Raw genomic sequence first — 24,279 nt, 5'->3', positions numbered from 1 at the left:
GGAGCCTCAATCATGGATTCATCCATCCGTCGCGGGTCGTGGGAAATGGTCGCCGCCATGCTGATCTCGGGCAGCATTGGCTGGTTTGTGCTGGTGTCTGGCGTGTCGGTGATCGAAGTAGTGTTCTGGCGCTGCGTGATCGGCGCGCTGACGCTGCTGCTGGTTTGCGCATGGCTGGGTTATCTGCGCCTGGACCTGCTCAACTGGGCGAAACTCGGGTTGGCGGTACTCAGCGGCGTGGCCATCGTCGGCAACTGGCTGCTGCTGTTCGAATCCTATTCCCGCGCTTCGATTGCCATCAGTACGGCGGTGTACAACGTGCAACCGTTCATATTGGTGATGCTGGCGGCGCTGTTTCTCGGTGAAAAAATCACCGTGCAGAAACTGGCGTGGTTGAGCGTGGCATTCCTGGGCATGTTGGCGATTGTCACCGCCCATGGCGAGCAGACGGGTGGCGGCGATTACCTGGTGGGCATTGCGCTGGCGCTGGGCGCGGCATTCTTGTACGCGATAGCCGCGTTGATCATCAAGCGCCTCAAGGAGGTGCCGCCGCATTTGATGGCGCTGATCCAGGTGACCACTGGCGCGATACTCCTGGCGCCGCTGGTGCCCTGGAATGGCTTGCCGGCATCCGCAAACGCCTGGGCTGCGCTGGTGACTTTAGGGGTGGTGCACACTGGTTTGATGTACGTGCTGCTGTATGGCGCGATCCAGAAACTGCCGACCGCGATCACTGGGGCACTGTCGTTCATCTACCCGATTGCGGCGATTTTCGTCGACTGGATTGCCTTCGGGCATCGCCTGGGGTGGTTGCAATGGCTGGGTGTGGCGGCCATTTTGCTGGCGGCGGCAGGGTTGCAGCGGGGCTGGTGGTGGCCCCGCTCCCGCAGGGTCAGTGCGTGCCCTGAAAGATGAGGTTTTCCGGGTTGAAATGCTCCACGGTGCTGCCCGGTTGCGGCAGCCCGAGGATATGCCCCTTGATCTTGCCCACCACATGCATCTCGCAGGGTTTGCAGTCGAACTTCAAGGTCAGCACTTCGTCACCGTGGATCAATTGCATCGGCGCCACCTTGGTTTTCACCCCGGTCACACCCTTGGCCTGTTTAGGGCACAGGTTGAACGAGAAACGCAGGCAGTGCTTGGTGATCATCACCGGCACTTCGCCGGTTTCTTCGTGGGCTTCGAAGGCCGCGTCGATCAGCTTCACGCCGTGACGGTGGTAGAAGTCCCGGGCCTTCTGGTTGTAGACGTTGGCCAGGAACGACAGGTGCGCTTCCGGGTACACCGGCGGCGGCGAGGTTTCGGCCTTGCGCCCTCCACGTGGGTGAGCCGCGACGCGTGCTGCGGTCAGCGCCTCGATCACTTCACGGCGCAAGGCCTTGAGCTGGGAGTTGGGGATGAAGAACGCTTGCGGTGCATCCAGCTCGATGCGAGTTGCGTGGTACTCGGTAGTGCCGAGCTGACCGAGCAGGTCACGCAGGGTGTCCAGCGCCTGTTCCGGCTTGTTCGCCACGCCAAATGGGCCGGGCAGGGTGACGCTGGCGCTGATGCCTTCTTCGCTGGTGGCGGTGACGTCCAGCTGGTCTTCACGCAGGCGCGCCACCCACGACAGGCCAATACGGCGCTCGGCGGACGTTTTCAGCAGCGCCTGTTGCCAGTTATGGTCCAGGTTGCGGTTCAGCGGGTGGTTCGGGCGCAACTGATGCAGGCCGGCCGGCATTTCATTCGGCTCGACGCGGTAGCGGTAGCGCTTTTCGCCGTCTTCTTCGAACTCGCCCTTGGGCTCGGCGATATTGGCGCGGAAACCCACCACTTCACGCTTAACCAGCACATTCAGGCCATCGCCGTTGGACAACGGCTCATGGGTGACCACCTGCAAGTCACGCTTGCCAGCTTTCTCCACCACACCCACCGGCAGGCCGGTGAAGGTTGGGGTGTCGAACGCACCAATGTCGATCTTGCGATCGCTGACAAAGTAGTCGGTGCTGCCACGGTGGAAGGTCTTTTCCGGATCGGGCAGGAAGAAATGCGCGGTACGGCCACTGGACGCGCGGGCCAGGTCCGGGCGGTCTTCGAGGATCTCGTCGAGGCGCTGTCGGTAGTAGGCGGTGATGTTCTTCACATAGCCCATGTCCTTGTAGCGGCCTTCGATCTTGAACGAGCGCACACCGGCCTCGACCAGGGCACGCAGGTTGGCGCTCTGGTTGTTGTCTTTCATCGACAGCAGGTGCTTTTCAAAGGCGACCACGCGGCCCTGGTCATCTTTCAAGGTGTACGGCAGGCGGCAGGCCTGGGAGCAGTCGCCACGGTTGGCGCTGCGGCCATTCTGCGCGTGGGAGATATTGCATTGCCCCGAGAACGCCACGCACAGGGCACCGTGGATAAAGAACTCGATGGCGGCATCGGTCTCATCGGCGATGGCGCGGATCTCTTGCAGGTTCAGCTCGCGGGCCAAGACCAACTGCGAGAAACCGGCCTGGTCGAGAAACCTGGCGCGGCCCAGGGTGCGGATGTCGGTCTGGGTGCTGGCATGCAGCTCGATGGGCGGAATATCCAGCTCCATGACGCCCAGGTCCTGCACGATCAGCGCGTCGACACCGGCATCGTAGAGCTGGTGGATCAGCTTGCGCGCCGGCTCCAGCTCGTTGTCATGCAAGATGGTGTTGATAGTGGTGAAGACGCGGGCGTGGTAGCGCCGGGCGAATTCCACCAGTTGAGCGATATCGCTCACCTCGTTACAGGCATTATGGCGCGCGCCGAAGCTCGGCCCGCCGATGTAGATGGCGTCGGCGCCATGCAAGATAGCCTCGCGGGCAATGGCGACATCGCGGGCAGGGCTGAGCAATTCCAGGTGATGCTTGGGCAAGGACATAGTTTTTTTAGTCAGGCTTGTCACGGTTGAGGCGCGCATTGTAGCTGTGAAATGCCTGGGCGGCATCTACCGCAGGGCTGTCGGGGTCATGGGGCGCCTTGCAGCATGAGCATCACCGAGCTAAATGTGGGAGCTGGCTTGCCTGCGATGGCGGCCTGATAGCCGACCGGGATGTTGGGGGGGCGAGTACATATCCGTTGCTGCGGTAACGGCTACTTAGGGTTCCGCTCTTACAGCGGCTCACTTTTGGAAGGACCGGAATGCCGGCCCAGCCAAAAGTAAGCAAAAGGTCCTCGCCCCACCACTCGGCACCTCGCTTAGGCTCGGTGTGCCCGAACGCAGGCTTGAATCCGTGGGCCGCCGCAATGGGCCATCCATGGCCCAGTGCGGCTAACCCGGCGTCCTGCCGGGTTACCCACGGATTCAAGCCTGCGTTCGGCCAGCGTGGTTTAACGGGGCGCCTGAGATCAAAAGCCAGATCAAGAGCGGCTCGCTTCGCACCGTGGATACGCTGGCGGCGCTGCTGCTTTTCTGTGGGGGCGGGTCAGTTAAGCGAACGAAATGCTCAAGGCAGCGAAGATCAAATGTGGGAGCGGGCTTGCTCGCGAAGGCGTCGGCCCAGCAAACATTGATGTTGCCTGACCCACCGCTTTCGCGAGCAAGCCCGCTCCCACAGGGGTACGCGCACGCAGCATCGATCAGGTCGGCTATAAGGCCGCCTCGCTTTTGCTTTTGATCTTGATCTTGATCTTGATTTTGATCTTAGGCGCCCCGTTAAACCACGCTGGCCGCAATTCGATATTGATTTGGGGGGTAAACCGGCAGGGATGCCGGTTTAGCCGCCCCGCGCCATGGATGGCGCGTGGCGGCGGCCCCCCAAATCAATGTCGGATTACGGGCACACCGAGCCTAGGCGAGGTGCCGAGTGGTGGGGCAAGAGCGTTTTGCTTACTTTTGCGCTGTTCAAAAGTGAGCCGCTTTAAGAGCGGAACCCTAAGCGGCCGTTACCGCAGCAATGGATATGTACCCGGTCTGAAAACCAACATCCTCGTCAGCCCTGAGGCCACCACAGATTCAAGCCTTGGCAGCCATAGCCGTCACTTCAACCCGCATACCTTCCACCGCCAACGCCGCAACCCCCACCGCAGCCCGCACCGGCCATGGCTTGGCGAAGAAGCGCTTATAGACCTCGTTGAACACCGCACGATCAGCCATGTCGGTGAGGTAAATGGTCAGGTGCATGACCCGGTCCATGGAGCTGCCGGCTTTCTCCAGCGCGACTTTCAGCGCTTGCAGGGTGCACTCGCTTTGCAGGGTGATATCCCCCAGCTCCAGGCTGCCGTCGGCGCGGGTTGGCACTTGGGTGGAGACCAGGATGCCGTTGAAGCCGATCACATCGGAGGAGATGGAGTCGGCATCCGGGTCGGGGGTGTAGGACAGGTCGTGGTTGGCCATGAGGGACCTCATATCTGAAAGTGGAACAGGCCGGCCAACGGCCAGCGTAGGACGATATTAAATCTCCTGAGTCAGAAAATTGCTATGGTCTGAAGTTTAGGAAAATTTGAGATATCAGCGCTATTAAAGCGTGGCATAATGCCACTTTTTCTCCGCTCATGATCGGACTCCTTGGATATGGACATCTCAGACGCTACATTCCCTCTTGTAGATGTAACAAATAAGTTTACCTACGTTATCGGCAATAACGGTGTGGGTAAAAGTAGAATGCTTGAATTCAACGCAAAGTATCTGTCCGCTAGCCATGATGTGGTAGTTATTTCCTACGGGCTCACTGATAGGTTTCGGTTCGGGAAAACTACCCGGCGTGAAAAGCAAGGGAGCTATACCTATCTAGGAAGTCGTACCGTTGGAAACGCAAGCCATTTAACCGCACTGTCGGCGAATGCAGTTTTGCATTACGTAAAATCCTTGGCTAATGGCGGTTCAGTTGTTCTTCTTGAGTTTCTAGAGCGACTGGGATTCGACCCTGTTCTCTATATAGAGCCTCGTGCAACCAAACGCAAGAGTTTCAAAGCGGCAGGCTTTTCATCCTCAGTTCTTAATCATGAGTTTGTTGAAAAGTTCTCGTCTATTTTTGACGATCCGGCGCGACCTTTTGAACTCGTAATTGGCAAGGATGGCGGCACCATTGCTTTCTCAGGCCTAAGCTCCGGAGAGCAAAATATAATTTCCACTGTTCTGAAGATTACTTCACAAATAAAGAATGATGTTGTATTCATTTTGGATGAGCCTGAAATAAGTCTTCATGTGGAATGGCAGCTTGCATGGCCAGCACTTATACATGACGTAATCGCCTGCGCGAATAATTGCCGCTTGATCGTCGCCACGCACTCTCCAGTATTAATTTCAAGTGCGATATTGGAAGGAGGGGCATGTTTTAATATGGAGAAGTACAAGGCGCTAAGAGTTATCACTAAAGATGAGATTAACGTTGAAGCGCTTATGCTGAAAGAATTTCATACTTACACGCCAAAAAATAAAGCTTTATTTGAGTCGTTTGCGCGTATTCTGGGCATGGCTATTGATCACGTCAACGATCGAGCTTATTCAAAGGCCGATATAAAAGATCAGGCTGCACGTTTGAGTCAACACATGCGCAAAGTTTCCGCAACAGATGCGAGCCGATTAGAAGTTGATAATGCTGCGCTAGAGTTTGAAGGAGCCATTGCGGAAATCTTGAATAGACATTCAAAGGTGAGTCTATCTTATGACGCATGATGTGTCTGCTTTTTTGGGGGGGTTATACAAAACGCAGAGAAGCAATAGGTTTGCGGCCTGGCGGTTGATACTAAGGTATCACGCTGCATGCCGAAAGGTATTTCCACCCAGAAAGGCGGTATGGGGAAAGTTTTATAACGAGCCAAAAGGGGCGTACATACATAAGGCTTTGTCCGAGCATTTACAAGCTAAGCAAATGTCTCTTTGCTGCTATTGCCGGGATAAAATTTATCATCGAAAAAATTCAAATATTGAGCATATTTTACCTATCGCACGTTACCCCATGTTTGCATTTGAGTACAGCAACCTGGCTCTTGCATGTGTTACGTGCAACGCCTTGAAAAGTGACAAGGATTATTTTAGGGTGGCTGCCTTAAGTGCAGATTACACTGCTAATGTGTTTGATTGTTTTCATCCGTCAGTACATGATTATAATGATCACATTGACTTTATCCTATTTCAAACAAATCATATTTATGTGCGTGTATTCAAGTCTCGTAGTGTCATCGGCGACAGATTGTGCGTTGAGCACTTAAAAGATGTATCGATTTATGGCGTAAAAGAGCAAGTAAACCCTGTTGTCGCCGGAGCCGTGAAAAAGCTGGGTGAATTTCTGAATGGGAAACCGGGTTATGAAAACGCATTTTCAGCGTTGAAGCGGCTGGCTGATAATATATAAATTTTTTGCTCAGGTGGACGACCTCTTTCAGAAGCCACTTAGCTCACGCATAGACGGAGTGTGCCAGATGCTGATGACGCGCATCAGCACCTGTGCGCCATTACTCTTTTACATCCATGAACTCTTCCGCCCACGCCACATAGCTCTCAGGCAATGTGTAGGTGTGGGTCAACTCCGTCGCACTGAGGTTCGAAGTGCTATGGGTGAGCTGGCGTTGGGCACGCAGGCTGTCGTAAGTGGCCTTGATCGCGGCGAAGTAGGCGCCATGCCCGGCTACCACAATGCGCACGCCCAGGCTGGCCAGACGCTCGCTGTCGTGCAGTTGCGGGTTGCCATAGGTCACCAGCATCAGCGGCACCGTGAGGTTTTCCGCGATCTGTTCCAGGTGGTCGAAGTCTTTGACGCCGACCATGCAGATCCCATCGGCGCCAGCCTTTTCATAGGCCTTGGTGCGCGCAATCACGTCGGCGGTGGGCAGCACCCCCGCATTGGTGCGGGCAATGATCGACAGCTCAGGGTCGACCCGCGCCTCGAGGGCAGCCTTGACCTTGCCGATGCCTTCTTCGACGGAAATCAGGTCAGTGGATTTACGCCCGAATTGCGCGGGCAGGAGCGTGTCTTCAATGGTCAGCGCGGCGACGCCGGCACGCTCCAGTTCTTCGACGGTACGCATCACGTTCAGGGCGTTGCCGTAGCCGTGGTCGGCGTCGGCAATGAACGGCAACTGGGCAACACGGCCGATGCGGGTAGCCTGCTCAACGAACTCACTCAGGGTAATCAACGCAAAATCAGGGGCTGCCAGTACCTGCAGGGAAGCGACTGAACCGCCCAAGATCCCGACTTCAAAACCCAGGTCGGCCGCGATGCGGGCAGACATGGGGTCGAACACGGAAGCGGTTTCAACGCAGATGGGCGTTGCAAGCAGGTCACGGAAGTTGCGGCGTAGCGCTGAGTGAGAAATCTTGGGCATGTTCTTTCCTGGCTTTGGTCATCGTCAAGTGACGATCAATGTCTATTCGTGGTGCCGTGAGATTACCACGCAGAGGTCCAGGTGATTATGACGTTTGAGCAGGGCGTGTGCGTCAGCCCATGGATCATCGCTACTGAGCGATCGCACGGTAAGACGTGCCGAGGTCGCGGGCCCAGCCGTCGAGCACTTCCTTGACGTTGTCGGCGGCCATGACTTGCTTGTCGTTGTCCAGGGGAATGCCAGTGCCCTTGCGCACCATGGCGGCCACGACATCGCCGGTCGAACCATCTTCCAGGGACAGCTCCGTAGCGATTTCACTGTCCTGGTCGCGGATGCCGGTGGCGGTGCTCACGCCTGCGGCAACCAAGGTGATCGGCAGCCACTCATAGAGGCGCAGCCCCTGGGTGCTGGTGGCGATGCGGGTGATTGCAGGCCGCACCGTCAGGATGTCGGGCCCCGGCTTTGCGGCCAGATACACGACTTTGCCCAGTTCCGACCTCAGTACCAGGTCGTAGTACCCGGTGACGTGGGAGAGTGTGCTTTGTGGAATCCGGGCGCTCGGCTCAACGGCAGGGTAGAACTGGCTGGGCGCCAGGTAGACCTGCTTGTAGCGGCCGCGCTTCAAGGCCGGGCTGACCCAACTCAGTACAGTCTCGCCCGAAGGGCTCTGTTGCTCCTTGAGCAAGCTGTAATCGTGAAGAAACCCGGTATATCGTTCGGGCTCGACGGTGTTACTGCTGCAGGCCGACAGGCTCAGGGTGGCCGCTATCAATAGTGGCAGTGAGCGTTTGCGGGTCATCAATGGGCTACCTTTTCGTCCGGGGTGTCGTGGGAGCATTCGATGTGCAACTGGCCATGGGTCATGATCCAGTGCACAAGCTCAGCGGTGGAAATGGAATGGGCGTACTCGACCCAGCGCCCGGCATCGGGGCTGTAATGTTCGAAGTAGCGGCGCAGCACAATGCGGTCCTGATCCGCGGTCAGGCCCAGGCACGACTCCTGAAACAACACAGGGCTGTCTTGCGCGGGTGATGACGTGCGCTGGCTCAGCACCAATGGCCGCGTGGCCTCGTGGGCCTGCTCGGTGTACCTGCTGCTCGAAACCTTCATGGACGTCTCCTTGGATGGAAGGCGTGCAGGATGCCCGAGCGGGTTTTCCCGAAGATGTCCGGGTTGTGTCGCTGGCGCAGGAATGTTGCTCGATTGAAATAAATGACCTGGGCGCCGGAATGGTTTTAGATGGCTGCCTTTTTGGCTTGGGGACCTGTCAACGTGAGCAGACTGCTGATCGTCGATGACGATGTGGAAATTCTGGCATTGCTGAAGAAGTTCTTCGTCCAGCACGCCTATGAAGTCGATGTGGCTGTGGACGGTACGGCCATGTGGGCGGCTATCGCACAGCAGCGGCCGGACACCATCATCCTTGACCTCATGCTGCCCGGCGAAGGTGGCCTCAGCCTGTGCCAGAAAGTACGGGCGCAGATAGGCATTCCCATCATCATGCTCACGGCCATGGGCGAGTTGAGTGATCGCATTGTCGGCCTGGAACTGGGCGCTGACGACTACCTGACCAAGCCGTTCGCCCCACGTGAGTTGCTGGCCCGCCTGCGCGCCGTGCAGCGACGTGCGGGGCAGTTGGTCAGCGCCGCCAGCGAACGCTCACGGCCGGTGATGGCCTTCGCCGGTTGGCATCTGGATATCACCTGCCGCGAGCTGCGCTCTCCTGAAGGCGTGATGATTCCGCTGTCAGGTGGCGAGTTCGACTTGCTGGTGGTGTTTCTTGAACACCCCCAGCGCATCCTCACCCGCGACCAATTGATCGACCTGACCCGCGGCGAGGGCCACGACGCGTTCGACCGCAGCATCGATGTGCAGGTCAGTAGGCTGCGGCGCAAGATCGAGCCCGATTGCAAGCGCCCGGACCTGATCCGCACCGTACGCAATGGAGGCTATATGTTCACCGCCCAGGTCAGCCGTTCATGATCCGCAGCCTGTTGCGCCGCGACACCTTGAACCGGCGAATCGCCCTGACCATCCTCGCCGCAATGCTCGCTTCACTGGCCCTCAATGCCTTGTTCGTGCAGGTCGCCGGGGTATGGGCGCGCCCGCCCATCGACCGCACGGGGTTGCTGGAGCAGATGGCCGCGACGTCGAAAGTGATCGAGGCCGCGCCTGCGGCGTTGCGCCCGCACCTGGCCGCAGCGGCCAGCGATGCCGGGCTGCATGTGGCGTGGAGTGCCGAGCCGGCGGATTTCGACCTGCCCGCCGGCGGCAGCTTTTTCCAAACCCGCAACGTGCCGCAGTTGCAGGCATTGTTTGGGGCGCAGCGAAATATCCAGGTGTACAACCCAGGCGATTGGCCCCCTGGCAGCGCCGAAGCGCACTATGTTGCCCTGGTCCAACTGCTGGATGGCAGCTGGTTGTCATTCATCCCCCCGGAACGCAGTTGGGGCCTGAACGCACCCACGCGGATCGCGGTGATCATCACCTTGGGGCTGATCGCGACCTTGCTGGTCGCCTGGTTCGCTACCCGGCAGTTGGCCCAGCCGTTGCAGCGTTTCGCCAGCGCCGCCCGGCGCTTCGGCGGCGATCTGCGCGCACCGCCCATCGGCATTGAAGGCCCTGACGAAATACGCCAGGCCATCATCGCCTTCAACACCATGCAGGCGCAGATCCAGCACTTTATCGGCGAACGCACCCATATGCTCGCGGCGATTTCTCACGACCTGCGCGCGCCGTTAACGCGGATACGCCTGCGCTGCGAGTTCATGGAAGACCTGGACCATCAGCACAAGCTGATTCGCGATGTCGAGGAAATGCAGGCGATGATCAACGCCGCACTGGCGTTCTTTCGCGACGATACCGTGCTGGAGCAGAGCACCGCATTCGATCTGTCTGAATTGCTGCAAACCATCATCGATGACTACCGTGACCAGCACCTTGCAGTCGATTTCAGCGGCCCATCCCACCTGGTCTATCACGGCCGCCCACTGGGGCTTAAACGGGTGATCGTCAACCTGCTGGAAAACGCCGCCAAGTATGCTCGCCACCCCAGCATCAGGCTCAACGGTGACGACCACCGAATCTGCATCGAAGTCAGCGATGAAGGCCCGGGGATTCCTGAAGCTGACCTTGAGCGCGTTTTCGATCCCTTCTTTCGCCTCGAAACCTCGCGCAACCGCGCTACCGGCGGCGTGGGGCTGGGGCTCTCAGCGGCGCGGGCCATTGTGCGAGAGCAGGGTGGCGAGCTGACCTTGAGCAACCGCGTGGGTAGCTCGGGGCTGGTGGCACGGGTCGAGTTGCCTCGATAGCGTGATGCAGGGCGCGCATTATTAATGCATTACGTTATGCATTATTGGTATTTTGAAGGTTGCCCTTAGAACCTTATCGTATCGATCCTTACGAACATTGCCGAGACCGCACGCGCGGATCGACTTGAAGTGCCTCTCAAGGCATCTGGAGACGAACGTGCGTTACCTGACAACACTGGCGGCCGGGTTGGCCGCCGCCTTGCTGTGCCTGACGGCGCAGGCGCAAACCCTGGTGGTCGGCGACCAGAGCTACAACGCCCAAGCCGTGATGGAAGCGGCGGGGGTGCTGGATGATCTGCCCTACACACTGGAGTGGAAGCAATTCACCGCCGGTTCACCCGTCGCCGAAGCGCTCAACGTCGGCAGCCTGGATATTGGCCTGCTCGGTGATGCTCCGGTGTTGTTTCTGGGCGCATTGGGCGCGCCGATCAAGGTGATCGCGGTCAGCCGGCAAAATCTCGAAGGCGTGGCCATCCTGGTGAAAAAGGATTCGCCGATCCACAGCCTGGCCGATCTGACGGGCAAGCGCGCCGCGATCTGGAAAGGCTCCTGGAGCCAGCAGCTGTTGCTGACCGCACTGGATAAAGCCGGGGTTGCTCGGGATTCGCTGGAGTGGCGTTATCTCAGCGCGCTGGACGCCTCCCATGCGCTGGAAGGCGGTTCGGTGGACGTCATCGCCACCTGGGAACCCTACGTCACACAACAGGAACGCCAAGGTGCACGGGTGCTGGCAACCGCTGAGGGGTTGATCCCGGCCCAGAGTTTCATTGCCGCCAACGCCAGTGCCGTCGAGGCCAAGCGCGGGCCTATCAGCGACTTTCTCCAGCGCCTGAAAAAGGCCCGTGACTGGGCCCGTCAAAACCCGGACAACGCCAATGCATATGCCGACGCCTGGGCCAAGCGCACCCGTGCCGATGCCGACATCGCCCGCGCCTGGTTTGCCCGCGCGCGCACCACCGTCGAGCCACTGACGGCCCAGTCGCCGGTGGAGGCGCAAAAGACCGTGGAGTTTTTCGCCAGCCAGGGCCTGGTCAAGTCCTACTCGGCCGCCACGTTGTTCGACCCTTCATTCGCGGCGTCCTTGCAGCCTACCGTCGCCAAGACCCAGCCCTGAACGCTTCAAGGAATGCCTGCGCAATGACTAAAAGACAGCTCAAACTGGGCGCCCTGACCATGGGCTGCGGCGGGCCGGGCCGGCATAACCTGTGGCTCGACCCGCAATTGCCGGCCGATGCCAGTGTCAACGTCGACTGGTACATCGACATTGCACGCCAGGCCGAGGCCGCGCTGTTCGACCTGATGTTTATCGTCGACAGCCAATTCATCACCGAAGGCTCGCCGTCCCATTACCTCAACCGCCTGGAGCCGCTGACGCTGTTATCGGCGCTGGCTATGAGCACCCGGCATATCGGCCTGGTCGGTACGCTGACCACCTCCTACAACTCGCCTTATAACGTCGCACGGCGCCTGGCGTCCCTGGACCTGATCAGCAAAGGCCGCGCCGGCTGGAACGTGGTCACCAGCGGCGATGCCGGCACTGCGGGCAATTACAGCCGTGACGAACACTATGACTATGCCACCCGCTATGGCCGCGCCGCCGAACACGTGCAGGTGGTGCAGGGCTTGTGGAACTCCTACGAAGAAGAGGCCTTTGTGCGCGACCGTGCCACCGGCCAGTTTCTTGACCCGAGCAAGCTGCACAGCCTGAATCACCAGGGCGAGCATTTTTCCGTGGTCGGCCCGCTGAATATCCAGCGCTCACCCCAGGGCCAACCGGTGATCTTCCAGGCTGGTGACTCGGAGCAGGGCCGCGACCTGGGTGCTGCCACGGCGGACGTCATCTTCACCCATGCGGCGAGCATCGATCAGGGCCAGGCGTTTTACCGGGATATCAAGGGCAGGGCGCTGCAACAGGGGCGCGATCCAGAGCAGCTATTGATCATGCCCGGTGCGGAAATCTACGTCGGCGACACCGATGCACACGCCCGGGACATCGAGCAGCACTACCATCAAATTGACCATAGTTTTGACCTGGCATTGAAGGAGTTTGGGCGTAATTTTGGCTGGCATGATTTCAGCCAATACGACCTCGATGCGCCATTCCCTCAAGAGAGCCTGGAGGCGGCGCGCAGCAGCTTTTTCACCGCCGCCAAACGTATCGCCGACCAGGCGCGGGACAAAGGCTTCACCCTGCGCGAGGCCGTCGAGTTTGGCCGGCAACTGCGCCCAGGTGCCTTCGTTGGCAGCGCCGCCACCATCGCGCAGAAAATGGCCGACTGGCTCGAGGCGCGGGCCGTGGATGGGTTCAATATCTACATCGGGCACCCTGGGCAATTTGATCGATTCACCCGGGAAGTCATTCCGTTGCTGCAAGAGCGCGGCGTTTACCGCACGGCGTATGAAGGCTCGACCCTGCGCGAAAGTTTGGGGTTGGCGGTTCCCAGGTTCAGGCGCGCGCCGTCACCCTAACGGGTGATTTCGATGACTCTGCAGGTGTGGGACTATCACTTCAGTCCCGGGCGCCAGTGACAGGGTGCCGCACCCAACCGTTCTGACGGCGAGTCTTCGAAGTGGAAAATGATCGGCTTTCTTCAGCCCAGTGGTTCGAACAGATGGCCCGGGTCACCGAGAGTATCGGGCACGCGGGGTTTGCCGCCACGTTGTTCGAGGCCCTGGGGTGTATCTGGCCCATCCAGGCCACCACCCTGTACCTGTACCCCCACGACGGCATGCCCAGCGCCTTGTTCGAACTCGACGGACCATGGCTGCCACAAGGCAATGTGCGCCAGTACCTGTCGGGGTTCTACTTACTCGATCCGTTCTACGGTGCCTGTGTAGAAGGCGCTGTTTCCGGCTGCTACGACCTCGCTGACGTAGCCCCCGATCACTTTGAGCACAGCGAGTACTACCAGTCGTTCTACCGGCATTCGCACCTGGAGGATGAGCTCAACTACATCCTGCAGGCGAGCAAGGGCCTGATCCTGGCGGTGTCGCTGGCCTTCACGCAAAAGCTCGACGCGGCCACCAGCCAACAGTTCAAGCGCATAGCACCCTGGGTGCTGGCGGTGCTGGCCAAGCACTTTGTCGGCCTGGACGCACAGGGCGCACGCTTTGAAAGCCTGCTGGAGCAGCGTATTCATTCGGCGCTCAACAATTTTGGCTCGTCGCTGCTGACCGAGCGCGAATGCCGGATCGCCCAGTTGATCCTGCGGGGCCACTCTACGCGCTCACTGGCCGAGCGCCTGGGGGTCTCCGAAGACACCATCAAATCCCACCGTAAGCACATCTACAGCAAGCTCGACATCGGCACGCAATCGGAACTGTTTTCGCTGTTCATCGATTCGTTGGCCGAAGCCCAGGGCGGGCTGAGCAAAGACCCGCTTGAAAGCTACATGAGCAAGAACCGCTGAGCCGGGCTGCTGGCCCCTGCATGACTACCCACAACAAGAGAACACGCCATGAACTTACCCTTCGAACCGAAACGGCAGACGCAGGACTATCAGAAGTCTGACGCGGCCCACCACATCCACGCCTTTGTGGATCAAAAGGCGCTTAACGCCGAAGGCCCGCGCGTGATGGTCCGCGGTGAGGGGCTGTACCTGTGGGACAGCGAAGGCAAGCGCTACCTGGACGGCATGTCGGGCCTGTGGTGCACCCAGCTCGGTTACGGTCGCAAGGACTTGACCGCTGCCGCGGCAGCGCAGATGGATCAGTTGGCGTACTACAACATGTTCTTTCACACCACCCATCCGGCGGTGATCGAGCTGTCCGAGTTGCTGTTCAGCCTCTTGCCAGGGCACTACAGCCACGTGATCTACACCAACTCAGGCTCCGAAGCCAACGAGGTGTTGATCCGTACCGTGCGCCGCTACTGGCAAGTGCTCGGCAAGCCGCAGAAGAAAATCATGATCGGCCGCTGGAACGGCTATCACGGCTCCACCCTGGCGGCGTCAGCCTTGGGCGGCATGAAGTTCATGCATGAGATGGGCGGCTTGATCCCGGACGTCGCGCACATTGATGAGCCCTATTGGTACGCCCAGGGCGGTGAGTTGACGCCGGCCGAATTCGGTCGCCGCTGCGCCTTGCAACTGGAAGAGAAGATCCTGGAACTGGGCGCGGAAAACGTCGCCGGCTTTATCGCCGAACCCTTCCAGGGCGCCGGCGGCATGATTTTCCCGCCCGAAAGCTACTGGCCGGAAATTCAGCGCATCTGCCGTCAATACGATGTGCTGCTGTGCGCCGATGAAGTGATTGGTGGCTTTGGCCGCACCGGCGAGTGGTTTGCCCACCAGTATTTTGGTTTTGAACCCGACACCCTGTCGATCGCCAAGGGCTTGACCTCTGGTTACCTGCCCATGGGCGGCCTGGTTTTGAGCAAGCGCATGGCCGAGGCGCTGGTGGAGCGGGGCGGGGTCTTCGCCCATGGCCTGACGTATTCCGGGCACCCGGTCGCGGCGGCGGTGGCCTTGGCCAACCTCAAGGCCCTGCGGGATGAAGGGATCGTGCGCCAGGTGAAGGAAGACACCGGGCCGTACTTGCAGAAGATCCTGCACGAAGCCTTCGGCAACCACCCGTTGATTGGCGAGATCCAAGGCACCGGCATGCTGGCGGCCTTGCAGTTCGCCGAGGACAAGGGCACGCGCAAACGCTTTGCCAATGAAAATGACCTGGCCTGGCAATGCCGCACCTTTGGTTTTGAGCAAGGCGTGATCATTCGCTCGACCCTGGGCCGCATGATCATGGCGCCGGCCCTGGTAGCCAGCCGCGCGGAGCTTGACGAGTTGGTCGACAAGACCCGCATCGCGGTGGACCACACCGCACGGATCGCGGGAAAGCTGTGAAGGGCTGAGCGACATCGCTCTATCGCCCTGCATGCCGGTCGATTGAACAGGGTGGGCGCCGGATAACGGACGGCCCACCGCTCCCAATGGATGACTCATTAACGGTGTCGATTTCATCGAACGCCGCGGCGCCCTGCATTCCAATTCCCAGGAGTCAGCAATGAATACAATAACAAACGCAGCCGATACTCCCGCCCCTCAAGTCCCACCCCAAGGCTCTTCACCGCGCCGCTTTCGACAACCCCTGGGCCTGGTCGGGCTGGTGCTGTTCGGCCTGGCCTACATGGTGCCGCTGGCGGTGTTCACCACCTACGGGCTGGTGACCCAGATGACCAAGGGGCACCTGCCCACCGCTTACCTGTTGACCCTGGCGGCCATGCTGCTGACCGCCTACAGCTATGGGCGCATGGTCCAGGCGCACCCTTATTCAGGCTCGGTCTACACCTATACGCGCAAAGCGTTTGGTGCCTGTTTTGGCTTTATCGCCGGCTGGACCTTGCTGCTGGACTACATCTTCTTGCCGCTGCTCAGCTACTTGCTGATTGGCATCTACCTGTCCGAATACTTTCCCGGCGTGCCGACCGCCGTGTGGGTGCTGGGCTCGATTGCCCTGGTGACGGCCCTCAACCTGGTGGGCATCGAGTCCATCACTCGGGTCAATTGGGTGCTTATCGTCGCGCAACTGGTGTTCATCGTGGTGTTCGTGGCGTTATCGATCCACAACCTGAGCGGGCAGGCCGAGCCGGTCTCGTTGCTCAAACCGTTCCACCATGAAGGCTTCAGCATGCCGCTGATCATGACCGGCGCGGCGGTGCTGTGCCTGTCGTTCCTGGGCTTTGATGCGGTGTCGACCATGGCCGAAGAGACGCCCAACCCGCGACGCACTATCCCGTTGGCGATCATGGCGGTGTCGTTGATCGGCGGGCTGTTGTTCCTGGTGGTTTCGTATTGCGCCCAGATGGTGTTTCCGGAATGGAACAGCTTCGCTGACCCTGACTCGGCGTCGGTAGATGTGATGCGGCGCGTCGGTGGTGAACTGCTGGTGAGTGCATTTACCGCGACTTACGTGGCCGGGTGTTTCGCGTCGGCGATGGTCTCCCAGGCCAGTGTTTCCCGCGTGCTGTTTGCGATGGGGCGCGACGGCGCACTGCCCAGGAGGCTCGGCAAGCTGGTGACAAACAAACGTGTGCCGGCCAACGCGATCCTGCTGGTCAGCCTGTTCTCGCTGATTGCCCTGTTTATCACGTTGGACACGGTGGCCAACATGATCAGCTTTGGCGCGCTGTTTGCGTTTTCGGCGGTGAATCTGGCGGTGATCAAGCATTACCTGGGTGACCAGAAGCTGCGCGGTACTCGCAACTATCTGCTTTACGCCGTACTGCCGGGCCTGGGGTTTCTCAGCACTCTGTGGTTGTGGACGAGTTTGTCTGGCATGTCGTTCGCCATTGGCTTGTGCTGGATGGGGCTGGGGCTGGTTTGTTTGTTCTGCGTCACGCGTGGGTTTCGGGTGGGGATGCCGGAGTTGCAGATCGCCGAATAAGAAAATTCTACCCAATTTGGCAACTGACACACCTCGGTTCAATCAGGAGTACAGCATGTTCAACCTCGACTACTGGCAGCAACGCGCTGCCGGCCAAACCTTCATCAACACGGCTTTGATTGACGGCCAGCCGGTCAGTGCGTTGTCCGGGGCGACCTTCGATGCGATTAATCCGGCGACCAACCAACTGCTGGCGCATGTCGCCGCCTGCGGTGAGGCCGAGGTCGACCTGGCGGTGTGTTCCGCGCGCCGCGCCTTCGACCACGGCCCTTGGCGGCGCATGCCACCGGGCGAGCGCAAGAAAATCCTGCTCAAGCTCTCCGAACTGTTGATGTCCCACCGCGAAGAGCTGGCGCTGCTGGACTCACTGAACATGGGCAAGCCGGTAATGGACGCTTATAACGTCGACGTCCCTGGTGCTGCGCACGTCTTTGCGTGGTACGGCGAAGCCCTGGACAAAATCTACGATCAAGTCGCACCGACTGCGGCCAATGCATTGGCGACTATTACCCGCGAAGCATTGGGGGTGATTGCGGCGGTGGTGCCGTGGAACTTTCCGCTGGACATGGCCGCCTGGAAGCTGGCCCCCGCATTGGCGGCGGGCAATAGCGTAGTGCTCAAGCCTGCCGAACAATCGCCATTTTCCGCACTGCGCCTGGCGCAACTGGCCCTTGAGGCCGGTGTCCCGCAGGGCGTATTGAACGTGGTGCCGGGCTTGGGCGAGAGCGCTGGCAAAGCCCTGGGGTTGCACCCGGATGTCGATTGCCTGGTGTTTACCGGCTCCACGCAAGTGGGCAAGTACTTCATGCAGTATTCCGCCCAGTCCAACCTCAAGCAGGTCTGGCTGGAATGTGGGGGCAAGAGCCCGAACCTGGTGTTTGCGGACTGCCAGGACCTAGACCTGGCAGCCGAGAAGGCCGCCTTCGGGATTTTCTTCAACCAGGGCGAAGTGTGCTCGGCCAACTCGCGCCTATATGTGCAACGCTCGATCCATGACGAGTTCATCGAGCGTCTGATCGACAAATCCCATGCCTGGATGCCGGGTAATCCGCTGAACCCCGGCAGCGCCGCCGGTGCGATTGTCGACAGCGGGCAAACCGCGCACATCATGAAAGCCATCGGCCAGGCGCGCGCCGACGGCGCTACGCTGTTGGTCGGTGGTGAACAGCTGACCATCAATGGCTCTTCAAACTTCATCCAGCCGACGATATTCTGCAACGTCACCCACGACATGAGCCTTGCCCGTGATGAAGTGTTTGGCCCTGTACTGGCGGTGAGCGCTTTCGACACCGAAGAGCAGGCTGTGCAGCAAGCCAACGCCAGCGTCTACGGCCTGGCGGCCTCGGTCTGGAGCGACGACCTGAACCGGGCGCACCGCGTGGCTCGCGCCTTGAATGCCGGTACCGTGTCGGTCAACACCATTGATGCGCTGGATGTGACGGTGCCGTTCGGTGGCGGCAAACAGTCGGGTTTTGGGCGTGATCTGTCGCTGCATTCGTTTGATAAGTACACGCAGTTGAAAAGCACCTGGTTTCAGTTGCGTTAACTGCCCCATTGCGCACAACTGCTGTGCAGCGCCAGGGATTAATCCCCTGGCGCTCACTGCCTATAGTTCATTCACCTGCGCAGCGCGAAAAAGCGCTGCGGTATCCAGCCCAAGACTGAGGTGAGCCTGATGAACCGTGAATTCAACCCTGCACTGGCCGACATCAACCAACTGGACGCCGAGTATTTTGAGTACAGCAAGGCGGCCAACCCCATCAGTGCCAATCTCATCTCGCGCATTCCCTACCACAGCTTTCCCGCCTCGCTGTGTGCCAGCGGCCCCTCGCGCGTGGTACCGCTGGACCTCAGCGAAGCCTTGGGCTGTGAAGGCCCGGCGACCGGGCCTGGGTTGTGTGCGAACTTCATGCGCCTTAACCGTGGCGACACCCTCAGCCTGCAACCTAACGCGACGTCCCAGGTGTTTTATGTGATTGCCGGGGAGGGCAGCGTGGTTCAGGGAGCGTATGAGCTTCAATGGTCCAAGGGCTGCTTTATCGCCTTGCCAGGCTTGCAGGCGGCGCACTTCAGCGCCAGCCAGGATGCGCGTCTTTACTATGTGCACGATGAACCGCTGTTGCGTTACCTGGGCGTGACACGCAGCACAGATCGCTTTGCACCGACGCTGTACCCCGCAGCACTGGCCAACGCGAAGCTGCGTGAAGCCGCGGATGATCCCCGTGCGCAGGACCGCAGCCGCATTAGTATCCTGCTGGGCAATCGCAACTTTCCACAGACCCGTACGGTGACCCATGTGCTGTGGGCGATGTACGGGATTTTGCCGGCGGGATCGGTGCAGAAACCCCACCGGCATCAGTCGATTGCGCTGGATTTCATCATTGATTGCCCGGTGGGGTGTTATTCCCTGGTGGGCACCGAGTTGGACGCGGACGGGCAGATCCGCAATGCGCAGCGGGTGGACTGGTCGCCCGGCCTGGCTTTTGTCACGCCGCCGGGGTATTGGCATGCGCACTTCAATGAGTCAGACACCGAGGCGTTCCTGATCCCGATTCAGGATGCCGGGCTGCAAACCTATCTGCGCGCCTTGGATATTCGCTTCAGTTGAGTCATTTCCAGTCAGGTGTTTCGCCCAGTCGCTCGACGATAAAGTCGATAAAACACCTGACCTTGGACGACACGATGCGCTTGGGCGGGTAGACAAACCACACGGCAAATGCCCGCTCGACATCGCGGATGCGCCACTCTGGCAACCACACCACTAACTCGCCGGCCTCGATACTGCGGGCCACCAGCCAATCCGGCAACAGCGCAAAGCCCAAGCCTTGGTGCGCAGCAATCAGCTGCGCGTCGAGATCGTTTATGCGGATACAGCCATCGTGCATCAAAGGTAATGCCCGGTCACCGTTCACGAAGGTGATAGCACTCGGAGTCGTCGTACCCACTACCGCAGGTATACCGCCCAGATCGGTGGGCGTTGACGGCGGCGGGTGCTGCATCGCGAACGCCGGGCTGACCACCACACGGTACTGGCCGTCACTGATTTTGCGTGCCTTGAGCGTGGAATCGGCCAGTGCGCCAATACGAATGGCTAGGTCGACGCCGGCATGAATCAGGTTGACCTGGGCGTTATCCAGCACCAGTTCCACGCTGATTTGCGGGTACTGCACGCGGAAATCGTTCAAGGCCGGGAGGATGTGATGACGGGCAAATGCCGGCGGCAGGTTGAGTTTCAATACGCCCCGAGGCTGCTGGTTCAGTGCAGAGGTGGCCGCCTTGGCGTATTCCAGTTCGTCCAACACCCTGCGCGCGTGCATCAGGAACGTCTGGCCGCCTTCAGTCAGGTGCAGCGTGCGTGTGGAGCGGTTGAACAATGCGATGCCCAGGTCCTGTTCAAGGTCCTTCACGTAGCGCGAAACCGTGGACGCCTTGATCCCCAGGCGCTCGGCGGCGCGGGAGAAGTTATTGCCTTCGGCGGCTTCGACGAAGGCGGTGAGGGCGGTGAAGTAGTCCAAGGGCAGCCTCATCAGGGGGCATGGCGAAATCGCCTGCAGGTTGTTGTTATTTGCTTGGGACTGTCAACTTGCGCGGGATTGATCCTGATCAGGTGACCTTGTTGCCAGGCCCTATAACCTTGAGCTTCCATCAAAGGCCAGGGACGGCTCAAGGAGCGCCTCCGGCCGCGCATTCTCAAGGAAGAGTCAACCATGCGGTCATTGAAGATCCTATTGTTATCCTCGGCATTCAACGGTTTGACCCAGCGCGCCTGGCTGGATTTGCGCCAGGCGGGTCACGAACCCAGCGTGGTGGTGTTCACGGATGAAGCCACGGTGTGCCGGCAGATCGAGGACTCCGGCGCCGACCTGGTGATCTGCCCCTTTCTGAAGGACCGTGTGCCACAGCAGCTGTGGAGCAACCCGCTGCGCCCGGTGGTGATCATCCATCCGGGCATCGTCGGCGACCGTGGCGCCAGTGCTCTGGACTGGGCCATCACCCAGCAGGCCCGCCGCTGGGGTGTCACGGCCCTGCAGGCGGTGGAGGAAATGGATGCCGGGCCGATCTGGTCCACCTGTGAATTCGACATGCCCGCCGATGTGCGTAAATCCGAGTTGTATAACGGGCCGGTGAGTGACGCCGCGCTCGTTTGCATCCGCGACGTGGTGGAAAAATTCACCCAGGGTTTCGTCCCTGTACCGCTCGACTACACACAACCCAGTGTTATCGGGCGTTTGCAGCCGAACATGACCCAGGCCGACCGCACCTTCAGTTGGTTCGATTGCGCAAGCTTCATCAAACGCAGTATCGACGCCGCCGATGGCCAGCCCGGTGTATTGGCAAGCCTGCAGGGCGGGCAGTATTACCTGTATGACGCACACCTGGATTCACGCCAGGGCACGCCGGGAGAAATCCTCGCGGTACAGGACGACGCCGTGCTGGTTGCGGCCGGCGATTGCAGCCTGTGGATCGGCTCGCTCAAGCGCAAAGCCCAGCCAGGGGAGGGCACCTTCAAGCTGCCGGCACGGCATGTCTTGGCTGAAAGTCTGGCCGGCGTGCCGGTGCTGGATAGCTCGATCGCTCGGCAAACGTTCAACGAATTCGCCTATCAACCGATTCGCTACCGGGAAAGCGGTCACGTCGGCGAACTGACCTTCGAGTTCTACAACGGCGCCATGAGCACCGAACAATGCCGACGGCTTGTGGCGGCATTACGCTGGGCCAAGGCCCAAGACACCCAAGTGTTATTGATCAAGGGCGGGCGCGGCAGCTTTTCCAATGGCGTGCATCTCAACGTCATCCAGGCCGCCAAAGAGCCAGGGCTGGAAGCCTGGGCCAACATCCAGGCCATCGACGACGTGTGCCAGGAGCTGCTCACCGCCACGCAGTTGGTGGTCAGCGGCCTGACCGGCAGCGCGGGCGCAGGCGGCGTGATGCTGGCGCTGGCTGCCGACATTGTATTGGCCCGGGAGGGTGTCGTGCTCAACCCGCATTACAAAACCATGGGGCTCTATGGCTCAGAATACTGGACCTACAGCCTGCCACGGGCCGTTGGCAGTGAAATCGCGCATAAACTCACCGAAGAGTGCCTGCCGATCAGTGCCATTCAAGCCGAGCAATACGGGATGGTTCAGGCCATCGGCCCACGCTGTCCACACACGTTCAGCCTGTGGCTCTTACAGCAGGCCGAATGTGCGCTGACCGATGACAAATACCGTGCAGCACGCACACGTAAAGCCACGCTGGATATTCAAGAGATTGAACGCTGCCGCGAACACGAACTGGCGCAGATGCAGCTGGACATGGTGCACAACCGCCAACAGTTTGCCGAGAAGTGCAGCAACTTCGTGTTCAAGCGCAAAACCTGCCAAAGTCCGCAGCGATTGATGGCGCCGTGGGCATTGATGCACGAGACTGTCCTGTCGCAAAGCCGGGTGCTGAACCTGTGATCAGTCGTCATGCAGACAGCTGCTGCGCCTAAACAAGTTTGAACTAATCATAATGCCCAACCCCCTAACGCTGCGCAGATAGCCCAATCTCAGGTCGAACCTGAGCTATCCAATCACACGCTAAGGTCTGGTGAATTATGAAGAGTGAACAAGTGGAAGGTGTTGCAGAAAAGGTCGCCGGCAAGGCGCAGAGCGCCGTTGGGAAACTGTTTGGCGATTCGAAGCTGGAAGCTGAAGGCGCCGGTCGCCAAGCTGCTGGTCAACTGACCCAAGCTTACGGCGACGCACTGGACAGCGTATCTACGTTCGTTAAAGAGAAGCCAGTTGCCGCGATCGCGATCGGTGCAGTGGCTTTGCTGGTGCTGGACCGTCTCCTGCGCCGCTGAGCCGGGAGGGAAAACCTTGAATGGGTTCTCCCGTAACTTTCCCTCGTGCTCCCTAGGGTTGTTTATCTAGAGAGTACGAGGGCGCACGCCAGCCGCCACCCAGTGCCTTATAAACCAGCACTACATTGAGATACGACGCAGTTTCAGCCTGTGCCAGCGCATCCTGCGCGTTCAACTGCGTGCGCTGTGCGTCCAGCTCTACCAGATACGTCGCGCCGCCGGCCTCATATCGCGCATGTGCTAAGCGCGCTGCGCGTTCACTCTGCGCGGCTGCTTCAGCCAGGCTACGAACCCGTTGCTGCGACAAGCTATAGGTCGTCAGCGCGCCCTCGACTTCCTCAATCGCATTCAGCACCACTTGCTCATAACGCGCCCGACTGCCCACTTCTCGCGCCTGGGCTTCGCGCTGCCGGGCCTTGACGCTGGCCAGGTGCAAGGCCGGCCAACTGACCGAGGGCATCACGCTGAACGCGCGGCTGCCGCTGTCACCCAGATCCCCACCGCGCAAGGCCACAAAACCGAGGAAACCACCCAGGTCGATCCGTGGGTATAGCTCGGCAGTCACTGCACCAATGTCCGCGTTCGAGGCCGCCAACGCGCGTTCGGCGCTGGCAACATCGGGACGCTGGCGCAGTAAGTCGCTGACCTGGCCGATCGGCAAGCGTGTGACCAGAGCCGGCAAGGTTTCCAGTTTGGTCAACGCTTGCAGGTCGCTGGGCCGCGATCCGGTCAATACGGCGAGTCGATAACGGCTGAGTGCTTGACGGGTTTCCAGGCCCGGCAATGTGGCCTGCACCCGTGCGCGCTCGGCCATGGCGCTGGCCAGCTCGTCGGCCGTGCCGCGTCCGGCATCTACTCGGCCCTGGACCAGTTCGACTGTCCGCTCCTGGTTGTGCAGGTTGGCGCGGGCCACCGCCAGTTGGCGTTGCGCGCCGCGCAGTTCGAAGTAGTGACGGGCGATGTCGGCGGTCACTACGATGCGGGTTTGTGCCAAGTCAGCCGCGACGGCCTCGGCGCGTGCCGAAGACGCTTGCGACAGGCGCTGCAGCCTGCCGAACAAGTCCAGTTCCCACTGGGCATCCAGTCCGGCTTGATAGGTCTTGGCAAGGTTGCGTTCACCGCTCGGGCCGGGGTTGGCCTGGGACAGTCTACGGGAATAAGCCCCGCTCGCGGTCACCGTGGGCAGTTGGTCCAGCTGACGCTGGTTTAGCACCGCACGCGCCTCCAGCAACCGGGCCTGGGCGATGCGCAGCTCGTGGTTGCGCGCCAGCGCTTGATCGATCAACGCATCCAGTTGCGGGTCCTGGAATTGTCGCCACCAGTCCTGTTGCAGGCGTGTGTTGCTATACAACGCCGCGTCGGGGCTTTGAGTCAGTTGTACCGCAGGCTCGTTGCTGGCCCGGTAGTCCGGGCCGACGGTGCAGCCGCTTATCCAGGCCAAGCAGGCCAGCAGCGCCAGCGGGCGAAGCACGAAGGTATTGAAGGGATGCATGTGTGTCT

General features: G+C 60.0%; 21 protein-coding genes. 14 read left to right on the top strand and 7 right to left on the bottom strand.

What is annotated here, in order from left to right:
* Positions 1-12: 12 nt before the first annotated feature.
* The gene (locus tag JFT66_RS04880) at positions 13-915 is read left to right on the top strand and encodes a DMT family transporter (RefSeq protein WP_153839866.1); all 903 of its coding nucleotides are present in this window, start codon (positions 13-15) and stop codon (positions 913-915) included.
* On the opposite strand, the gene JFT66_RS04875 is transcribed toward JFT66_RS04880, so the two are convergent.
* Entirely contained in the window at positions 893-2,872 is a 1,980-nt protein-coding gene (locus tag JFT66_RS04875) for a peptidase U32 family protein (protein ID WP_153839867.1), read from the bottom strand. The genes JFT66_RS04880 and JFT66_RS04875 overlap by 23 nt on opposite strands.
* A 1,074-nt stretch (positions 2,873-3,946) precedes the next feature.
* On the bottom strand, positions 3,947-4,327 hold the full coding sequence (locus JFT66_RS04870; protein ID WP_034119550.1) for a RidA family protein: 381 nt from the start codon (positions 4,325-4,327) through the stop codon (positions 3,947-3,949).
* Between the two features lie 177 nt (positions 4,328-4,504).
* Here JFT66_RS04870 and JFT66_RS04865 point away from each other — a divergent pair, with 177 nt between their 5' ends.
* Together JFT66_RS04865 and JFT66_RS04860 are read left to right on the top strand one after the other, a co-directional pair.
* Complete coding sequence (locus JFT66_RS04865) at positions 4,505-5,608, top strand: AAA family ATPase (protein WP_034119551.1); 1,104 nt, start codon at positions 4,505-4,507, stop codon at positions 5,606-5,608.
* Positions 5,598-6,287 (top strand): HNH endonuclease, encoded by a 690-nt coding sequence (locus JFT66_RS04860; RefSeq protein WP_080752977.1) that lies wholly within the window; start codon positions 5,598-5,600, stop codon positions 6,285-6,287. Before JFT66_RS04865 ends, JFT66_RS04860 begins: the two co-directional genes overlap by 11 nt.
* A gap of 100 nt (positions 6,288-6,387) precedes the next feature.
* On the opposite strand, the gene JFT66_RS04855 is transcribed toward JFT66_RS04860, so the two are convergent.
* The 3 genes from JFT66_RS04855 to JFT66_RS04845 all read right to left on the bottom strand — a co-directional run bounded on the left by JFT66_RS04855 (position 6,388) and on the right by JFT66_RS04845 (position 8,367).
* Positions 6,388-7,257 (bottom strand): isocitrate lyase/PEP mutase family protein, encoded by an 870-nt coding sequence (locus JFT66_RS04855; protein ID WP_153839734.1) that lies wholly within the window; start codon positions 7,255-7,257, stop codon positions 6,388-6,390.
* A gap of 130 nt (positions 7,258-7,387) precedes the next feature.
* Positions 7,388-8,056: a DUF3313 domain-containing protein gene (locus tag JFT66_RS04850; RefSeq protein WP_034119554.1), complete on the bottom strand. Its 669-nt coding sequence runs from the start codon at positions 8,054-8,056 to the stop codon at positions 7,388-7,390.
* Positions 8,056-8,367 (bottom strand): hypothetical protein, encoded by a 312-nt coding sequence (locus JFT66_RS04845; protein ID WP_034119555.1) that lies wholly within the window; start codon positions 8,365-8,367, stop codon positions 8,056-8,058. The genes JFT66_RS04850 and JFT66_RS04845 overlap by 1 nt, the downstream gene beginning before the upstream one ends.
* A 129-nt stretch (positions 8,368-8,496) precedes the next feature.
* Here JFT66_RS04845 and JFT66_RS04840 point away from each other — a divergent pair, with 129 nt between their 5' ends.
* The 9 genes from JFT66_RS04840 (at position 8,497) to JFT66_RS04800 (ending at position 19,557) form a co-directional block, all read left to right on the top strand.
* Complete coding sequence (locus JFT66_RS04840; RefSeq protein WP_198858879.1) at positions 8,497-9,240, top strand: response regulator; 744 nt, start codon at positions 8,497-8,499, stop codon at positions 9,238-9,240.
* Entirely contained in the window at positions 9,237-10,568 is a 1,332-nt protein-coding gene (locus JFT66_RS04835; RefSeq protein ID WP_198858878.1) for an ATP-binding protein, read from the top strand. Before JFT66_RS04840 ends, JFT66_RS04835 begins: the two co-directional genes overlap by 4 nt.
* A 157-nt stretch (positions 10,569-10,725) precedes the next feature.
* Complete coding sequence (locus tag JFT66_RS04830) at positions 10,726-11,682, top strand: ABC transporter substrate-binding protein (RefSeq protein ID WP_198858877.1); 957 nt, start codon at positions 10,726-10,728, stop codon at positions 11,680-11,682.
* A gap of 23 nt (positions 11,683-11,705) precedes the next feature.
* Positions 11,706-13,037 carry an LLM class flavin-dependent oxidoreductase gene (locus tag JFT66_RS04825; protein ID WP_198858876.1) on the top strand — a complete coding sequence of 444 codons (1,332 nt, stop codon included), beginning with the start codon at positions 11,706-11,708 and terminating at the stop codon, positions 13,035-13,037.
* A gap of 143 nt (positions 13,038-13,180) precedes the next feature.
* Positions 13,181-13,978, top strand: a complete 798-nt coding sequence (locus JFT66_RS04820) for a helix-turn-helix transcriptional regulator (protein WP_198858945.1) — start codon at positions 13,181-13,183, stop codon at positions 13,976-13,978.
* 48 nt (positions 13,979-14,026) lie between these two features.
* The gene (locus JFT66_RS04815; RefSeq protein WP_153871989.1) at positions 14,027-15,409 is read left to right on the top strand and encodes an aspartate aminotransferase family protein; all 1,383 of its coding nucleotides are present in this window, start codon (positions 14,027-14,029) and stop codon (positions 15,407-15,409) included.
* A gap of 160 nt (positions 15,410-15,569) precedes the next feature.
* On the top strand, positions 15,570-16,949 hold the full coding sequence (locus tag JFT66_RS04810; protein ID WP_198858875.1) for an APC family permease: 1,380 nt from the start codon (positions 15,570-15,572) through the stop codon (positions 16,947-16,949).
* A 55-nt stretch (positions 16,950-17,004) separates the two neighbouring features.
* Positions 17,005-18,495 carry an aldehyde dehydrogenase gene (locus JFT66_RS04805; protein ID WP_198858874.1) on the top strand — a complete coding sequence of 497 codons (1,491 nt, stop codon included), beginning with the start codon at positions 17,005-17,007 and terminating at the stop codon, positions 18,493-18,495.
* Positions 18,496-18,624: 129 nt separating this feature from the next.
* The gene (locus JFT66_RS04800) at positions 18,625-19,557 is read left to right on the top strand and encodes a cupin (protein ID WP_034119564.1); all 933 of its coding nucleotides are present in this window, start codon (positions 18,625-18,627) and stop codon (positions 19,555-19,557) included.
* 1 nt (position 19,558) lies between these two features.
* Here the strand turns inward: JFT66_RS04800 and JFT66_RS04795 are convergent, their stop codons facing one another.
* Positions 19,559-20,464 (bottom strand): LysR family transcriptional regulator, encoded by a 906-nt coding sequence (locus JFT66_RS04795; RefSeq protein ID WP_034119565.1) that lies wholly within the window; start codon positions 20,462-20,464, stop codon positions 19,559-19,561.
* 192 nt (positions 20,465-20,656) lie between these two features.
* Between JFT66_RS04795 and JFT66_RS04790 the strand changes: the two genes are divergently transcribed.
* Entirely contained in the window at positions 20,657-22,393 is a 1,737-nt protein-coding gene (locus JFT66_RS04790) for a hydrogenase maturation protein (protein ID WP_198858873.1), read from the top strand.
* 137 nt (positions 22,394-22,530) lie between these two features.
* Positions 22,531-22,779, top strand: a complete 249-nt coding sequence (locus JFT66_RS04785) for a CsbD family protein (RefSeq protein WP_198858872.1) — start codon at positions 22,531-22,533, stop codon at positions 22,777-22,779.
* 52 nt (positions 22,780-22,831) lie between these two features.
* Here JFT66_RS04785 and JFT66_RS04780 read toward each other — a convergent pair whose 3' ends face one another.
* Positions 22,832-24,271: an efflux transporter outer membrane subunit gene (locus JFT66_RS04780; RefSeq protein WP_198858871.1), complete on the bottom strand. Its 1,440-nt coding sequence runs from the start codon at positions 24,269-24,271 to the stop codon at positions 22,832-22,834.
* Positions 24,272-24,279: the final 8 nt, after the last annotated feature.

Origin of the sequence: Pseudomonas sp. MF6755 (genome assembly GCF_016405635.1) — a bacterium.
Taxonomy (GTDB): Bacteria; Pseudomonadota; Gammaproteobacteria; order Pseudomonadales; family Pseudomonadaceae; genus Aquipseudomonas; species Aquipseudomonas haemolytica.
This window is presented reverse-complemented; position numbering and strand designations above follow the sequence as displayed.

What these genes read in the sequence shown, in the direction of transcription:
- JFT66_RS04780 (WP_198858871.1), bottom strand. Translation starts at nt 24,271, where the DNA reads ATGCATCCCTTCAATACCTTCGTGCTTCGCCCGCTGGCGCTGCTGGCC.
- JFT66_RS04870 (WP_034119550.1), bottom strand. Translation starts at nt 4,327, where the DNA reads ATGGCCAACCACGACCTGTCCTACACCCCCGACCCGGATGCCGACTCC.
- JFT66_RS04825 (WP_198858876.1), top strand. Translation starts at nt 11,706, where the DNA reads ATGACTAAAAGACAGCTCAAACTGGGCGCCCTGACCATGGGCTGCGGC.
- JFT66_RS04865 (WP_034119551.1), top strand. Translation starts at nt 4,505, where the DNA reads ATGGACATCTCAGACGCTACATTCCCTCTTGTAGATGTAACAAATAAG.
- JFT66_RS04820 (WP_198858945.1), top strand. Translation starts at nt 13,181, where the DNA reads ATGGCCCGGGTCACCGAGAGTATCGGGCACGCGGGGTTTGCCGCCACG.
- JFT66_RS04875 (WP_153839867.1), bottom strand. Translation starts at nt 2,872, where the DNA reads ATGTCCTTGCCCAAGCATCACCTGGAATTGCTCAGCCCTGCCCGCGAT.
- JFT66_RS04880 (WP_153839866.1), top strand. Translation starts at nt 13, where the DNA reads ATGGATTCATCCATCCGTCGCGGGTCGTGGGAAATGGTCGCCGCCATG.
- JFT66_RS04835 (WP_198858878.1), top strand. Translation starts at nt 9,237, where the DNA reads ATGATCCGCAGCCTGTTGCGCCGCGACACCTTGAACCGGCGAATCGCC.
- JFT66_RS04855 (WP_153839734.1), bottom strand. Translation starts at nt 7,257, where the DNA reads ATGCCCAAGATTTCTCACTCAGCGCTACGCCGCAACTTCCGTGACCTG.
- JFT66_RS04785 (WP_198858872.1), top strand. Translation starts at nt 22,531, where the DNA reads ATGAAGAGTGAACAAGTGGAAGGTGTTGCAGAAAAGGTCGCCGGCAAG.
- JFT66_RS04845 (WP_034119555.1), bottom strand. Translation starts at nt 8,367, where the DNA reads ATGAAGGTTTCGAGCAGCAGGTACACCGAGCAGGCCCACGAGGCCACG.
- JFT66_RS04810 (WP_198858875.1), top strand. Translation starts at nt 15,570, where the DNA reads ATGAATACAATAACAAACGCAGCCGATACTCCCGCCCCTCAAGTCCCA.
- JFT66_RS04805 (WP_198858874.1), top strand. Translation starts at nt 17,005, where the DNA reads ATGTTCAACCTCGACTACTGGCAGCAACGCGCTGCCGGCCAAACCTTC.
- JFT66_RS04815 (WP_153871989.1), top strand. Translation starts at nt 14,027, where the DNA reads ATGAACTTACCCTTCGAACCGAAACGGCAGACGCAGGACTATCAGAAG.
- JFT66_RS04790 (WP_198858873.1), top strand. Translation starts at nt 20,657, where the DNA reads ATGCGGTCATTGAAGATCCTATTGTTATCCTCGGCATTCAACGGTTTG.
- JFT66_RS04850 (WP_034119554.1), bottom strand. Translation starts at nt 8,056, where the DNA reads ATGACCCGCAAACGCTCACTGCCACTATTGATAGCGGCCACCCTGAGC.
- JFT66_RS04800 (WP_034119564.1), top strand. Translation starts at nt 18,625, where the DNA reads ATGAACCGTGAATTCAACCCTGCACTGGCCGACATCAACCAACTGGAC.
- JFT66_RS04860 (WP_080752977.1), top strand. Translation starts at nt 5,598, where the DNA reads ATGACGCATGATGTGTCTGCTTTTTTGGGGGGGTTATACAAAACGCAG.
- JFT66_RS04840 (WP_198858879.1), top strand. Translation starts at nt 8,497, where the DNA reads ATGGCTGCCTTTTTGGCTTGGGGACCTGTCAACGTGAGCAGACTGCTG.